General features: G+C 66.7%; 14 protein-coding genes. 8 read left to right on the forward strand and 6 right to left on the reverse strand.

All coding sequences use genetic code 11. The features are described from left to right. Positions 1-24: 24 nt before the first annotated feature. From IP91_RS13825 to IP91_RS26440, 3 genes are all read left to right on the forward strand, one after another. Entirely contained in the window at positions 25-1,845 is a 1,821-nt protein-coding gene (locus IP91_RS13825) for a CHASE domain-containing protein (RefSeq protein ID WP_145649653.1), read from the forward strand. 142 nt (positions 1,846-1,987) lie between these two features. After that, positions 1,988-2,977, forward strand: a complete 990-nt coding sequence (locus tag IP91_RS13830; RefSeq protein ID WP_145649654.1) for a glycine-rich domain-containing protein — start codon at positions 1,988-1,990, stop codon at positions 2,975-2,977. Between the two features lie 205 nt (positions 2,978-3,182). Beyond that, entirely contained in the window at positions 3,183-4,175 is a 993-nt protein-coding gene (locus tag IP91_RS26440; protein ID WP_229474383.1) for a glycine-rich domain-containing protein, read from the forward strand. Positions 4,176-4,246: 71 nt separating this feature from the next. On the opposite strand, the gene IP91_RS13840 is transcribed toward IP91_RS26440, so the two are convergent. From IP91_RS13840 to IP91_RS13850, 3 genes are all read right to left on the reverse strand, one after another. After that, entirely contained in the window at positions 4,247-4,486 is a 240-nt protein-coding gene (locus IP91_RS13840) for a hypothetical protein (RefSeq protein WP_145649655.1), read from the reverse strand. A 224-nt stretch (positions 4,487-4,710) separates the two neighbouring features. Further along, positions 4,711-4,992: a hypothetical protein gene (locus tag IP91_RS13845; RefSeq protein ID WP_145649656.1), complete on the reverse strand. Its 282-nt coding sequence runs from the start codon at positions 4,990-4,992 to the stop codon at positions 4,711-4,713. Positions 4,993-5,321: 329 nt separating this feature from the next. Further along, the gene (locus IP91_RS13850; protein ID WP_229474455.1) at positions 5,322-6,161 is read right to left on the reverse strand and encodes an NAD-dependent epimerase/dehydratase family protein; all 840 of its coding nucleotides are present in this window, start codon (positions 6,159-6,161) and stop codon (positions 5,322-5,324) included. Between the two features lie 140 nt (positions 6,162-6,301). On the opposite strand from IP91_RS13850, the gene IP91_RS13855 reads away from it, so the two are divergent. The 3 genes from IP91_RS13855 to IP91_RS13865 all read left to right on the forward strand — a co-directional run bounded on the left by IP91_RS13855 (position 6,302) and on the right by IP91_RS13865 (position 9,140). After that, entirely contained in the window at positions 6,302-7,327 is a 1,026-nt protein-coding gene (locus IP91_RS13855) for a CDP-6-deoxy-delta-3,4-glucoseen reductase (RefSeq protein ID WP_145649658.1), read from the forward strand. Between the two features lie 59 nt (positions 7,328-7,386). Beyond that, the gene (locus IP91_RS13860; protein WP_145649659.1) at positions 7,387-8,658 is read left to right on the forward strand and encodes an MFS transporter; all 1,272 of its coding nucleotides are present in this window, start codon (positions 7,387-7,389) and stop codon (positions 8,656-8,658) included. A 110-nt stretch (positions 8,659-8,768) separates the two neighbouring features. Next, positions 8,769-9,140, forward strand: coding sequence for an HPF/RaiA family ribosome-associated protein (locus IP91_RS13865; protein WP_145649660.1), 372 nt, complete (start codon positions 8,769-8,771; stop codon positions 9,138-9,140). Here IP91_RS13865 and IP91_RS13870 read toward each other — a convergent pair. Next, entirely contained in the window at positions 9,137-9,922 is a 786-nt protein-coding gene (locus IP91_RS13870) for a helical backbone metal receptor (protein WP_145649661.1), read from the reverse strand. The genes IP91_RS13865 and IP91_RS13870 overlap by 4 nt on opposite strands. Before the next feature lie 76 nt (positions 9,923-9,998). Here IP91_RS13870 and IP91_RS13875 point away from each other — a divergent pair, with 76 nt between their 5' ends. Beyond that, positions 9,999-10,961, forward strand: a complete 963-nt coding sequence (locus tag IP91_RS13875; protein ID WP_145649662.1) for a GGDEF domain-containing protein — start codon at positions 9,999-10,001, stop codon at positions 10,959-10,961. 13 nt (positions 10,962-10,974) lie between these two features. Here the strand turns inward: IP91_RS13875 and IP91_RS13880 are convergent, their stop codons facing one another. Beyond that, the gene (locus IP91_RS13880; RefSeq protein ID WP_145649663.1) at positions 10,975-11,541 is read right to left on the reverse strand and encodes a DUF5610 domain-containing protein; all 567 of its coding nucleotides are present in this window, start codon (positions 11,539-11,541) and stop codon (positions 10,975-10,977) included. 44 nt (positions 11,542-11,585) lie between these two features. Between IP91_RS13880 and sbcB the strand changes: the two genes are divergently transcribed. Next, entirely contained in the window at positions 11,586-13,028 is a 1,443-nt protein-coding gene (gene sbcB / locus IP91_RS13885; protein ID WP_145649664.1) for an exodeoxyribonuclease I, read from the forward strand. Between the two features lie 83 nt (positions 13,029-13,111). Here sbcB and pyrF read toward each other — a convergent pair whose 3' ends face one another. Next, positions 13,112-13,930 (reverse strand): orotidine-5'-phosphate decarboxylase, encoded by an 819-nt coding sequence (gene pyrF / locus IP91_RS13890; RefSeq protein ID WP_145649665.1) that lies wholly within the window; start codon positions 13,928-13,930, stop codon positions 13,112-13,114. Positions 13,931-13,972 lie beyond the last annotated feature (42 nt).

The following is a 13,972-nucleotide window of genomic DNA, read 5'->3' on the forward strand; positions in this document are numbered from 1 at the left end:
CACGCTTTGTTGTGCATAGCAATCATGGACCACGTCACGACGGGAAAACTGCAGGGCGACCCCGCCACGCCATCCTGGTGGAGCGGCGTGCTGCTGTCGGTGATGGTCGGAGGCTGCTTCTATGCGTGGATGGCGAACTCGCTGGAGACCGAAGCGGTGGAACGCTTCCGCAACCAGGCCCGCAGCATCCAGTACAACGTGGCCGGCGGCATCAAGGCCTGCACCGACGTGCTGCGCGGCACCGCCAGCCATTTCCAGGCAGCGGACAGCATCTCGCGCGAGAGCTTCCACCGCTATGTGCAGGGCCTGGACATCCAGCGCAACTTCCCCGCCATCGCCACCATCAATTTCGCCCAGTACGTGACGGACAAGGACCGCGATGCCTTCGAGCGGCAGATGCGTAGCAGCGCGGTGCGCCAGCTCGGCTACCCCGAGTTCCAGATCCTGCCGGCCGGCCGCCGCGCCCACTACACGGTCATCACCCTGCTGGAACCGGTGTACGGCGCCCGGACCAAGTTCGGTTTCGACCTCTCGGCCCGCGCCGCCAGCGACAATGCGCTGGCGGAGGCGCGCGACAAGGGCGTGCTCACCAGCTCCGGCATGCCGATCCAGCTGCCGGAATCGCCCACCCAGTTCGGCATGCCGCTGCGGCTGCCCGTGTACCGCTCCGACCTGCCGCTGAACACGGTGGCCGAGCGCCGCGCCGCCTACCTGGGCTCGGTGGGCATCGGCTTCTCCGTGCCGCGCCTGGTCGAGGCGGCGATGGTGGACGTGCCCGTGCACGGCATCCGCGTGCGGCTGTACAGCGTCCCCTCCGGCATGAAGGCGCAGGGCGGCCAGCCGGCCGGCCACCTGCTGTTCGACAGCCTGGAGACGGGCCAGGGCCGCCTGCCGCCGGAAGCGCATGTGCAGCTGAGCCTGCCGCTGAACTTCAACGGCCGGGTCTGGCAGGCGTATTTCGATGCGCCGCGCGCCGCCCTGTTCTCCACCTTCGACGCCTACCTGCCCTGGCTGGCGGCGCTGGTGGGCTTCGTCAGCACGCTACTGATGTATGCGCTGTTCCATGCCCAGGTGTCGTCGCGCCGCCGGGCGCTGCAGATGGCACGCGACATGACCCGCGAGCTGCGCGACAGCCAGGCCCGGCTGCAGCTGTCGCACCAGCGGCTGAGAAGGCTGGCGGCCCATGCCGAGCAGATCAAGGAAGAGGAACGCAAGCGCATCGCCCGCGAGATCCACGACGACCTGGGCCAGAGCCTGCTGGCGCTGCGCATCGAGGCGGACCTGCTGGCCAACCGCACGGCGCACCGCCATCCGAAGCTGTATGCGCGGGCCAGCGCCACGCTGCGCCAGATCGACGACACCATCCGCAGCGTGCGCAACATCATCAACGACCTGCGCCCGAACGTGCTGGACCTGGGCCTGTCCGCCGCCGTCGAGTGGCAGGTCACCCAGTTCCGCAAGCGCTCCGGCATCGCCTGCGACGTGGTCGATCCCGACGGCGCGCCGGAACTGGACGACCGCTGCGGCGTGGCACTGTTCCGTGTACTGCAGGAGTCGCTCAGCAATATCCTGCAGCACGCCCGGGCGACCCACGTGCGCGTGGAACTGCGCCACCTGGGCGGCACGCTGAAGATGACCATCACGGACAACGGTATCGGCCTGCACGACAGCAGCCGCAACAAGACCGGATCGTTCGGCCTGGTGGGCATGGAAGAGCGCATGAGCCTGCTCGGCGGCGACTGTTCCATCCTCAGCCGGCCCCATGGCGGCACCACCGTCACGGTGACGGTGCCCGTGGCATGGCGCGTGGCCCCCGTGCAGCTAGGAGAATTCGCAAGCCATTAGGATTTTCCCTCCGATCAAATAGGAATCGAAAAAATCAAGATGTAGGAATATTCCGGTGCCTTTGATGTACATCAATAGGTCGGCATGAGCAGACGCAACAATGGTGCTGCAACGCCCGACAACCGACATGAAAGGACACGCCATGAACCAACAGGCATTCGGAACGATCGAAGCGCTGGACCTGGAGCCGATCAAGGTCAAGCTGATGCACGAGGAATCCGGCGAGGGCTGGAGCCGCGCCCATGCCGATGCGGTGGAGAAGGAATACCGCCGCTTCCTAATCCTGATGAAGAAATACCCGCAGGAACAGGCCGCCCCGCTGATGGACGTGGACACGTTCTGGCACTACCACATCCTCGACACGCTGAAGTACGCGGCCGACTGCGATGCCGTGTTCGGCCACTTCCTGCATCATTTCCCGTACATCGGCCTGCGCGGCGAGGCCGATAAGGCGGCGCACCACCGCCTCGGCGTGCGCATGAAGGAGCTGTACGAGGAAACCTTCGGCGAAGACTACGGGCAGGCCGCCAGCGCCTGGTCGGCCTCCCCGGAACGTGCCGCAGCCGCTGGCGGCCAGGCGGCATGGTCGGCCCGCGCGGCAGGCACAGCAGGCACGGCAGCCATGGCATGGTCGGCCCGGGCCAGCGTGCCGGGCGTGGCCTGGTCGGCCCGGGCGCCGGAAGCGGCAGCGGATCCGGCACTGGCGGTTGCGTGGTCCGCCCGTGCGCCGCAGGCACAGGCCGTGGCGTGGTCAGCGCGGGCCCCCGAAGGCCGGGCGGTTGCCTGGTCGGCCCGGGCACCTGAAGCCCAGGCGGCTGCATGGTCAGCCCGGGCACCCGAAGGCCAGGCCGTCGCCTGGTCAGCCCGGGCACCCGAAGGCCAGGCCGTCGCCTGGTCGGCCCGGGCACCCGAAGGCCAGGCGGTTGCCTGGTCGGCCCGGGCACCGGAAGCCCAGGCGGTTGCCTGGTCGGCCCGGGCACCTGAAGGCCAAGCCGTCGCCTCGTCGGCCCGGGCACCCGGAGGCCAGGCGGTCGCCTGGTCGGCCCGGGCGCCGGAAGCGCAGGCGGCGCCAGCCCCTGTCGCGGTGGACAACCTGTACATCGAGCGTCCGCGCCTCACGCCGGCTGCCTGAGCGCGTCGGCGGCCGCTGTGTCTCGGAGGCGCAACAGCGCCTCCGGGAGGCGTCCCGCGGCCAAGCGCGCACGGTTGAAGTTCAGCTTGAAATCCACGCGTAGCGGCCTATACTGGGGCGTTGATATTGATTCAAATCAATATTTATGTTTCCGGACGACCGGTGCCGTTCTTCCGCTACCCCACCCCATCATGAAGGGACTCCCATGATTTCCGAACAGTTCAAACCGATTGCCGACCTGGACCTGGAGCCGATCAAGGTCAAGCTGATGCACGAGGAATCCGGCGAAGGCTGGAGCCTGGCGCAGGCCAACGCTGTGGAATTCGAATACCGCCGCTTCCTGTACCTGATGAAGATGTTCCCGAACGAGCAGACGGCACCGCTGATGGATGTCGACACGTTCTGGCATTACCACATCCTGGACACGATGAAGTACGCGGTCGATTGCGAAGCCGTGTTCGGCTACTTCCTGCACCACTTCCCCTACATCGGCCTGCGCGGCGAGGACGACACCGAAGCCCACCACCGCGTCGGCAACCGGATGAAGGAACTGTACGAAGCCACTTTCGGCGAAGCCTATGTGCGCGATGCTGCCACGGCCTACTCGGGCGCCGCCACTGCCGTGGCCTACTCCGGTGCCGCCACGCAGGCCGCTTACTCGGGCGCCGCCACGGCAAACACCGCTTATTCGGGCGCGGCAACCGCGAAGACCGCCTATTCGGGCGCCGCTGCGGCAAAAACCGCGTACTCCGGTGCCGCTACCGCAAAAACCGCATACTCCGGTGCCGCTACCGCAAAAACCGCCTACTCGGGTGCTGCCACGGCAAAAACCGCCTACTCGGGTGCCGCCACAGCCAGCCAGGTCGCCTACTCCGGTGCCGCCACCGCCAGGACGGCTTACTCCGGTGCGGCCACTGCGAAAGCGGCCTACTCCGGTGCCGCCACTGCACAGAATGCGTACTCCGGCGCTGCCACTGCAAAGACCGCCTACTCCGGCGCAGCAACGGCAAAGACGGCATATTCGGGCGCGGCAACGCAAACCGCGTACTCCGGTGCCGCCACCACCGCCAGCCAGGTTGCCTACTCCGGTGCAGCGACCGGTGCTGGTGCGCAGACGGCCTATTCCGGCGCTGCCGTCGGCACGGCTGCACCGCAAGACGATTTCTACGCCCAGCGCCCCCGCCTGACGGCCGCCTGATCGTTCCGGGCTGAAACGCAAACGGCCGGTCCTGGAAGCAGGACCGGCCGTTTTTTTAGCGCTGCCGCCTGTCAGTACGACATCAGCGAGCGCAGTTCGCGGATCGACAGATCGCTGATCTCGTGCATGCGGATCAGGATCGTGGCACCGATCGGCAGCGTGTTATGGCGGATCTTGCTGATGACGGGCGGCGCCACTTCCAGCGCACGGGACAGGGCCGCGTCGTTCTTCAGCTGCAGTTTTTCGATGATGGCGTCCAGGACGCGGTTCGGGTTGTACGCCGGCGACGACGTGAGCTCTTTCAGGGACATGATCACAATTCTTCAGAAGTCCGGGTCAAAAAAACCACGGTTTTAACCAAATTAAATACGGCCACATGCGAAATTCCAGCCATAAAAAATCCATCTCTGCGGATTTATTGGCACAAGGGCGCTATGGTACACCGTCCTGTTGCTCAAAAGTCCAGCTTTCGGAACATTTGTGAGAATGTGTGAGATTTTAACGCGTTTTACTATGTTAGGTAATTGCCATGGCGTTACAGGATCACGGCCTCGCACTGGCGGCAGGAGCGTAGTGCCAGCATGTACCAGGTGAGCACCGCCAGCGTGGCGAACTCCGCGAGCACCACGGGCAGCAGCAGGGGCGATGCGGCCGGTGTGGTGCTGGCCGGCAGAAGGTGCCAGTGCAGCTCGCGGCGGATCACGTCCGGCGCCGGCGGCGGCAGGCCGGCGCGGCTGCGCCGGGCCAGCCAGGCGCGCACTTCTTCCTTGCTGGGATGGGGATGGGGTGGCGGCAACCACGCCGGCGGCGGCAGCATGCGCAGATTGCCAGGGGGCGCGAGCGGGGTAGGCCGGGACGGCGGCGGCGCCGCCGTTGCGTGCTGCAGTCCGGATCGGGCTTGCGGCGCGAGGCGAGAAGGTTGCGTCTGCGCTGGGGGTAGAGGTTGAACTTGAGGTAGAGGCTGACCCTCGGCCCGGCGTCCGGACTGCGCTGGAGCATGATGCTGGCTGTCACCCGGGACGCCAGACTGTACCGGGGTTGCGACTCCCGGCTGAGGCCGATCGTTGTCCATACACCCTCCCTTGATCTGAACCTAAAGTAGTCTCGCGCAAAGGCCGTGCATTTGCGAAGTCTCAATCCGGTACGTCAACCGTCCTCCGGTCGCGCTTGCCGGAGGGCAGCCTGTAGCCCTTCCGCCACGGTCGGATAACGCAACGTTATGCGTAATTCATCTTTCAGCCTGGCATTGGCGAGCCGGCGCGATTCCGACATGTACGACAGCAGGGTCGGCGAGACCACTTCGGCCAGTGCCGTCCGCGCCAGCCGCGGTGGACGGGCCAGGCCGTACGCATCGGCCACCGCATCGAAGTAGTCCGCCATCTTCATGGCACTGTCGTCCACCGCGTGGTAGACCCGCTGCGGGCGGCCCCGCTGCAGGGCGCGCAGGAGGATGGCCGCCAGGTCGTCGGCATGGATGTGGTTGGTGAAGACGTCGTCGGCCGGAAGCAGCGCCGGCGTGCCCTGGTGCAGCCGGGCCAGCGGCAGCCGGTCGGCCGCGTAGATGCCCGGCACGCGCAGGATGGCAAGCCGCCCGTGCGCGCCGCGCGCCCACTGCCTCAAAGTCCCCTCCGCATCGACCCGGCGCAACGCCCGGCCATTGCGGGGCGCCACGGGCTGCGTTTCGTCCACCAGGCGGCCCGCCAGGTCGCCATACACACCGGTGGTGCTGACATAAACCACCCTGGCCGCCTCGGGTAGAATGGCGGACACATTGCGGGTCCGGCTGTCACGCCCGCCCTGTGCCGGCGGTGGCGCCAGGTGGATCACCCGGTGCGCCAGCCCGGCCAGGCGCGCCAGGCTGTCGCGGCGGTCCAGGTCGGCCAGGATGGGGACGGCGCCGGCCGCGCGCAGTGCGGCCATGTGCGCCGGGTCGCGCGTGACGGCGAACACGCGGTAGCGCGTGCGCAGCAGCGGCAGCAGGCGCATGCCCACGTCGCCGCAGCCCAGGATCAGCAGCCGCGGCTTGCCCAGGCGGCGCGCGGTGGGCGTCGAGGCGCCAGTCGGGGCACTGCATGATGCGACGGGGAACCGCGCGGATATTTGTTGGCTATTCATTCAAGGATTGTATGACGTTTCAGATTACTGTTCAGCCCAGCGGCCACCAGTTCGCCTGCGATGACGACGAGACCGTGCTGGCTGCCGCGATGCGCGCCGGCGTCGGCCTGCCTTACGGTTGCAAGAACGGTGCGTGCAGCTCCTGCAAGGGCAAGGTCGTTTCCGGTTCCATCACGCATAAACCGCACCAGCGCCGCGCGCTGACGGAAGAGGAAGAGGCGCAGGGCATGTCGCTGTTCTGCTGTGCCCTGCCCCATTCGGACCTGGTGATCGCCGCCCGCGAAGTGACCGGCACCGGTGACTTCCCCGTCAAGAAGATGCCGTCGCGCGTGACCACGCTGGAAAAAGTGGCGCCGGACGTCATCATCCTCACGCTGCAGCTGCCGGCCAACGAGGTGCTCGAGTACCACGCCGGCCAGTACATCGAATTCCTGCTGCGCGACGGCAAGCGCCGCAGCTACAGCATGGCCAGCGCGCCGGGCGCGGGCCCGATCACGCTGCACATCCGCCACATGCCGGGCGGCCTGTTCACTGACCAGGTGTTCACCACGATGAAGGAGCGCGACATCCTGCGCTTCGAAGGCCCGCTCGGCACGTTCTTCGTGCGCGAGGAATCCGACAAGCCGATGGTGCTGCTCGCTTCCGGCACGGGCTTCGCGCCGATCAAGGCCATCGTCGAGCAGATGAAGGCCTCCGGCTCGCAGCGCCCGATGGTGCTGTACTGGGGCGGACGCCGTCCGCAGGACCTGTACCTGCACGGCCTGTGCGAACAGTGGGCGGCCGAGCTGCCGAACTTCCGCTACGTGCCGGTGGTCTCCGATGCGCAGCCGGAAGACGGCTGGACCGGCCGCACCGGCTACGTGCACCAGGCCGTCGTGGCGGACCAGCCGGACCTGTCGGGCTGGCAGGTGTATGCCTGCGGCGCGCCGATCGTCGTCGATTCGGCCCGCCGCGATTTCGTCGCCCAGTGCCGGCTGCCGGAAGACGAGTTCTACGCGGACGCCTTCACCACCGAAGCCGACCTCGCCCAACCATAAACCGCGGCACGTGCCGCGGGCCTTGGGGCACGCGGCGGCGTGCCCCAACTGCCCACTCAATGTCCCAGTTCTCCGCCTCGAACGGCTTTTCCGTCCTCCGCCACCGCAACTTCAGCTTCTACCTTGCCGCCCGCATCCTCGGCACCCTCGCCGTGCAGATGCAGAATGTCGCCATCGGCTGGCAGGTGTATTCGATGACGCACAGCCTGTTCTACCTGGGCATGATCGGCCTGGCGCAGTTCGCGCCCTTCCTGCTGCTGATCCTGCCGGCCGGCCACGCCGCCGACCGCTACAACCGCCGCAACATCATCACCATCTGCCTGGGCGTGCAGCTGCTGGTGGGCGCGCTGCTGCTGGGCTATACGCTCACGGGCTTGCAGGTGGTCTGGCCCGTGTTTGCCGTGCTGGTGCTGTTCGGCAGCGCGCGCGCCTTCATGGGGCCGGCCACGCAGGCCATCCTCGTCAACATGGTGCCGCAGCAGGACTTCAGCAAAGCCGTGGCGCTGTCCTCGTCGAGCTTCCACGTGGCCGTGATCCTCGGGCCGACCCTGGGCGGCCTGCTGTACATCTACGGCCCCACGCTGGTGTATTCGATCGGCGCCGGCCTGCTGCTGGTGGCCACGATCCTGATGGCGCTGACGGCCTCGCCACCGCAGAAGACCAACCGCGAGCCGGCCACCTGGCACAGCGTGCTGGAAGGCCTGCGCTTCGTGATGTCGCGCCCGATCGTGCTGGGCGCCATCTCGCTGGACCTGTTCGCCGTGCTGTTCGGCGGCGCCACCGCGCTGCTGCCGGCACTGGCGCACGACGTGCTGCACATCGGCCCGCAGGGCCTGGGCCTGCTGCGCACGGCGCCCGGTGCCGGCGCCGCGCTGTGCTCGATCGCGCTGGCGTTTTTCCCGATCACGCGGCGCGTGGGGCTGTGGATGTTCGGCGGCGTGGCGCTGTTCGGCGTCGGCACCGTGATCCTCGGCTCGACCGGCACCTTCCTCATCGCCTTCATCTGCCTGCTGCTGATGGGCGCCGGCGACATGGTCAGCGTCTACGTGCGGCACCTGCTGGTGCAGTACGAAACGCCCGATGCGATCCGCGGCCGGGTCAGCGCCGTGAACTCCGTGTTCATCGGCGCCTCCAACGAACTGGGTGAATTCGAGTCCGGCGTGACGGCCGGCTGGATGGGCCTGACGCGCGCCGTGGTCTTCGGCGGCGCGGCAACGCTGGTCGTGACGGGCCTGTGGATGAAGCTGTTCCCCGTGCTCGCGAAGATGGACCGCTTTCCGCACCACGACAAGGAACTGGCCGAGCAGGCGGCGGCCTCTGGTACGAAGTGAGTTGATTTCCCCGCGCGTGCCCCAATACCTGAGCTATGTGCAGCAGCTAACGGCAGCACGGTGCCAGGTGGCGTAGGATGACATCACAGTTACAACAGAGGAGAACGACCATGCAGGTACAAGTCAACAGCGATAAATCCATTACCCATGACGCGAGTCTCGACGAGCACGTCACGAACGTCGTCCAGACGGCCGTTGCCCGCTTCGGCGAGCAGATCAGCCGCGTCGAAGTCCACCTTTCCGATGTGAACGCGCACAAGTCCGGCGCCGGCGACAAGCGCGCCATGATGGAAGCCCGCGTGGCCGGCATCCAGCCGATCGCCGTCACCGACCATGCCGATACGCTGCACCAGGCCATCAGCGGCGCCTCCGGCAAGCTGGTGCGCGCGCTGGACACGGCGCTGGGCAAGCGCAGCGATGTGAAGCACAACACCCCGGTGGCCGACCTGGTCGCGCCGGATGAACCGGTCGAGCCGGTCTAAGCGAGCGTCCGCAGGTACGCCAGCCCTGCCAGAGCGCGGCTGCCGTACCATGACAGCATCTCCCCATCCACGAGCTGCACGGGCTTGCCGATCTGGCGCTCGAGCGCATCGGCATGCGCTTCCGTGAAACGATAGGGCTCGGTGGACAGCAGGACCTGGTCGACGTTCGTCACCAGGTCCTCGTTCCATTCGAAGCGGGGATAGCGCTCGCTACCCTGCCCGTTACCCGGTTCGGGTACCGTCCACCCCAGTTCCGCCAGCATCGCCGCGATGTATGTGTCGCGCGACACCGTCATCCACGGATCCTGCCAGATGCAGTACAGCACGCGCTGCGGCGGGCCTTTCGGCATGGCGCGCAGCGCCTGGAGCTCCCGTTCAAACGCGGTGGACCAGCGTCCCGCCGCTTCCTGCACACCGAACACGCCGCCGAGCAGGTGCGCCAGCGCCAGGTTGTCTGCCGGCCGCTGCGGATGCGTCACCACGATGTTCGGCACGAACTCGGCCAGACGGTCGACCGTCGGCTTTTCGTTCTCGTCGATGTTCACGACCAGGTGCGTCGGTGCCAGCGCACGGATCTTCTCGATATTCACGTCCTTCGTGCCGCCCACCTTGGGGATGGCCTGCACGAGCTCGCGCGGATGGATGCAGAAACCGGTGCGGCCGACCATGTGGCCGGCCAGCCCGAAGTCGCACAGCATTTCCGTCAGCGAAGGCACCAGCGAGACGATGCGGGCGGCGGGATCCGGCCGGTGCTGGCGGCCGATGGCGTCGGTGAAAAACATGGTAAAGAGGTCCCTGTAAAACGCATGGTGAAGAGTGTCGATGCGCTATGATGAGGTTACTTTCAGGAACGCACCAGTGAAACAGATCAGCACCTTTGCCGCCACCCCGCATGCCATCGCCGACCTCCAGCTGTTCCGTGACACGGACCATGCGAGCGTGGCGGCATTGCTGGCGGCCTGCCCCGTGCTGCTGGCGGACGCGGGCGACACCGTCTCCGATCCGGCCCGCCCGCGGCTGGTGATCGTGCTGCGCGGCGCACTGGCCGATGCCGGCGAGGATGCCACCACGCGCATCCTGCCCGGCGAAAGCGCCGGCGAACAGTCGGTGCTCGATGGCGAGGCCGATGCCTCCACGCTGACCGCGCTGGAAGAGAGCGAACTGCTGGTGATCGACGCGGAACTGGCCTGGCGCCTGATCGACGAATCGGACGGCGTGGCGCGCAACCTGCTGCGCCTGCTGTCCTTCCGCATCCGCGCCGCCAACGTGAAACTGCGGCGGCGCCAGAAGCTGGGCGAATTCTACCGCCAGCTGTCGATGAACGACGGTCTGACGGGCCTGTACAACCGCGCCTGGCTGAACGACGTGCTGCCGCGCCTGACCGCCACCGCCCATGCCACGCGCGCACCGCTGTCGCTGATCATGCTGGACCTGGACCACTTCAAGCAGTTCAACGACCGCCATGGCCACCTGCTGGGCGACCAGGCGCTGCGCACGGCGTCGCGCCTGCTGGCCAGCGCCCTGCGGCCCACGGATTTCGCGGTGCGCTACGGTGGCGAGGAGCTGATGGTGATCCTGCCGGACACCAGCGGCAGCATCGCGGCCGGCGTGGCGGAGCGGCTGTGCGAACGGATGCGCGAGGCGGTGGTGTTCGGCGACATGCGCCTGCCGCTGCCGCACATGACGGCCTCGTTCGGCGTGGCCTGCCTGGGCCTCGGCCAGGACGACCACGACCTGATCGATGCGGCCGACGCGGCGCTGTACCGCGCCAAGGCAGCCGGGCGCGACCGGGTGGCGGTGGCGCCGGCGGCCCCTGCCTGAACCGGCCGGCGTGTCAGGCCGCTTGCGGCTCGGCCTGGGCGATTTCTTCCTTCGGCTGGGTATTCTTCTGCGCGAAGGCGTCCAGCCCCTTCATCACCAGTTCATAGGTCTTGTCGATATTGCCGGCGATATCGCCGCCCAGCACGTTCAGGCCCTTCAGGATGTCGCGCGCTTCCTTGAAGCCCTGCTCGACGCCGCCGCGCACCGTGTCCATGAACTTCTGCAGGGCGGTGCTGTCTTCCGTACCGGGGTTCTGCTTCTTGAAAGCGCCGTAGAAGCCGGTGGCCAGCGACACGATGCGGTCTGCCGTGGCTTCCGGCGAATTGTCGTTGCGGGCCGCGTTCTGCACGGCGTTTTCGCCCAGTTCCGCGCGCAGCGCCTCGTTGATGCCGGTGATCGCCGATTTGTACAGCAGCGCCTGCGGATCGTTCTGCGCGCCGATGGAGATCTGCGCGGAGGCCTCCATGATCGACACGTTCAACTGCAGTTTCGCCCTTGCCGAGGCCGATACCTCGCCCTGGTTCGCAACCTTCGAATCGGTGGAGATGGACTTCGAATTGAGGGAAACGGAATTTGCCACGATAATCTCCAGTCAAGACATAACAATGCGATGCGCATTCAACGATGAACCATACATTTCTCTGGCACGACTATGAAACCTTCGGCGTCGTGCCGCGCCGCGACCGTCCCGCGCAGTTCGCGGCGATCCGTACCGATGCCGAGCTGAACGAGATCGGCGAACCCCTCATGCTGTACTGCCAGCCTGCATCGGACTACCTGCCCGATCCGCAGTCCTGCCTGATCACGGGCATCCTGCCGCAGGACTGCCTGGCAAAGGGCGTGCCCGAACACAAGTTCGCCGCCGCCATCGAGGCCCAGTTCGCGCAGCCCGGCACCATCGGCGTGGGCTACAACACGATCCGCTTCGACGACGAGGTCACCCGCTTCCTGTTCTGGCGCAACCTCATCGATCCCTATGCGCGCGAATGGCAGAACGGCTGCGGCCGCTGGGACCTGCTGGACGTGGTGCGCATGTGCTATGCCCTGCGGCCCGACGGCATCGAGTGGCCTGTAGGGGATAACGGCAGGATCTCCTTCAAACTTGAATTATTGACATCAGTCAACAATCTGGTCCACGAGACGGCGCACGACGCGCTGTCGGACGTGCGCGCCACGATCGCGCTGGCGCGCCTGATCCGCCAGAAGCAGCCGCGCCTGTTCGACTTCTGTTTTTCGCTGCACAAGAAGGACCGGGTGTCCGAGGAAATCGGCCTGCACCTGGCCCGCGAGCTGCGCCAGCCGTTCCTGCACGTGTCCGGCATGTTCCCGGCCGAAAAAGGCTGCCTGGCGCTCGTCTGGCCGCTGGGCCCGCATCCCACCAACAAGAACGAGATCCTGGTGTGGGATTGCAGCCACGATCCGCGCGAACTGTTCACTCTTGATGCGGACACCATCCGGACCCGCCTGTTCAGTCGTGCCGATTCGCTCCCGGAAGGCATGACGCGGCTGCCCATCAAGAGCGTGCACATCAACAAGTCGCCCATGCTGGTAAACAACCTGAAGACCCTGAGCCCGGCGATGGCGCAGCGCTGGAGCATGGACCTGGAACTCGCACTCGCTCATGCGCGCTATGCGGCGGATGGTCCGGACCTGGCGGCAATCTGGGAGCAGGTATTCCACCGCCCGGCCGGCGAACCGTTCGATGTCGACGAGGACTTGTACGGTGGCTTCGTCAGCACGCCGGACCGCAAGCTGCTGGACTCGGCGCGCCGGGCCAGGCCGCAGGAGCTGGCGACGATGACGCTGCCGTTCAAGGACGACCGCCTGGCCGAGCTGCTGTTCCGCTACCGCGCCCGCAACTTCCCGGACACGCTCACGCAAGAAGAACACGAACAGTGGGAACAGCACCGCGCGGCGCGCCTGCTGGAAGGGGCCGGCGGCGCGCGCAGCGTCGACCAGCTGTTCGGTGAAATCGACACGCTGTCCCAGTCGGCCGACGAGCGGGGCGAAGCAATCCTGGGCGCGCTGTACGAATACGCCGAGATGATCGTCCCGCAGGCCTACTGACCGACAATATTGGAGACAACATCGGGGACAGCCACCTATTTCCGGGAAATATTTCCCGGAAATAGGTGGCTGTCCCCGATTGTTCAGCGGTGCGCGTTGATGGCCTGGCGCGTTTCTTCGGCCACGCGGCGGGCGGCGGCTGCGAAGTCCTCGCCGCCCTGCGGCTTCGCGTAGAGGATGGCGCGCGACGAATTGATCATCATGCCGGTGCCGGACGTGGTGCGGCCGGCACGCACCGTCGCCTCGATATCGCCGCCCTGCGCGCCGATGCCGGGAATCAGCAGCGGCATCTCGCCGACGATGTCGCGCACCGCCCTGATCTCTTCCGGGAACGTGGCGCCCACCACCAGCGCGCACTGGCCGTTGGCATTCCATTTGTCGGCAACCAGTTGCGCCACATGCTGGTACAGCGGCTTGCCGTCCACCTGCAGGAACTGCAGGTCGGAACCGCCCGGGTTCGACGTGCGGCACAGCACGATCACGCCGCGGTCCTGCCACTCCATGTAGGGTTCCACCGAATCGGATCCCATGTACGGGCTGACCGTGACGGCATCGGCGCCGTAGCGGTCGTACGCTTCGCGGGCATACTGCTTCGCGGTGGCGCCGATATCGCCGCGCTTCGAATCGAGGATGAGCGGAATGTGCGGGTAAGCCTCGCGCAGGTAGGCACAGATGCGCTCCAGCTGCCCCTCGGCGGCCAGCGCCGCGAAATAGGCGATCTGCGGCTTGAATGCGCAGGCCAGGCCGGCCGTCGCGTCGATGATCTCCTTGCAGAACTGGTAGATGCCATCCGGCGCATCGCGGAACTGCACGGGCAGGCGCTCGATGTCCGGGTCCAGGCCCACGCACAGCAGGGAATCGTTGGCCGCCCACGCAGCGTTCAGTTTGGTGATGAAGTTCATGGCGGCCTCTCGAGCGATTGCAAACCCTGCATTATAGCCGTC

It is taken from the genome of Pseudoduganella lurida, assembly GCF_007830455.1.
Classification (GTDB): Bacteria; Pseudomonadota; Gammaproteobacteria; order Burkholderiales; family Burkholderiaceae_D; genus Rugamonas; species Rugamonas lurida.

Bases quoted from the DNA above. Each gene is read 5' to 3' on its own strand.
- IP91_RS13825 (WP_145649653.1), top strand. From the start codon at position 25: ATGGACCACGTCACGACGGGAAAACTGCAGGGCGACCCCGCCACGCCA.
- IP91_RS13830 (WP_145649654.1), top strand. From the start codon at position 1,988: ATGAACCAACAGGCATTCGGAACGATCGAAGCGCTGGACCTGGAGCCG.
- IP91_RS26440 (WP_229474383.1), top strand. From the start codon at position 3,183: ATGATTTCCGAACAGTTCAAACCGATTGCCGACCTGGACCTGGAGCCG.
- IP91_RS13840 (WP_145649655.1), bottom strand. From the start codon at position 4,486: ATGTCCCTGAAAGAGCTCACGTCGTCGCCGGCGTACAACCCGAACCGC.
- IP91_RS13845 (WP_145649656.1), bottom strand. From the start codon at position 4,992: ATGCTGCCGCCGCCGGCGTGGTTGCCGCCACCCCATCCCCATCCCAGC.
- IP91_RS13850 (WP_229474455.1), bottom strand. From the start codon at position 6,161: ATGCGCCTGCTGCCGCTGCTGCGCACGCGCTACCGCGTGTTCGCCGTC.
- IP91_RS13855 (WP_145649658.1), top strand. From the start codon at position 6,302: ATGACGTTTCAGATTACTGTTCAGCCCAGCGGCCACCAGTTCGCCTGC.
- IP91_RS13860 (WP_145649659.1), top strand. From the start codon at position 7,387: ATGTCCCAGTTCTCCGCCTCGAACGGCTTTTCCGTCCTCCGCCACCGC.
- IP91_RS13865 (WP_145649660.1), top strand. From the start codon at position 8,769: ATGCAGGTACAAGTCAACAGCGATAAATCCATTACCCATGACGCGAGT.
- IP91_RS13870 (WP_145649661.1), bottom strand. From the start codon at position 9,922: ATGTTTTTCACCGACGCCATCGGCCGCCAGCACCGGCCGGATCCCGCC.
- sbcB (WP_145649664.1), top strand. From the start codon at position 11,586: ATGAACCATACATTTCTCTGGCACGACTATGAAACCTTCGGCGTCGTG.
- pyrF (WP_145649665.1), bottom strand. From the start codon at position 13,930: ATGAACTTCATCACCAAACTGAACGCTGCGTGGGCGGCCAACGATTCC.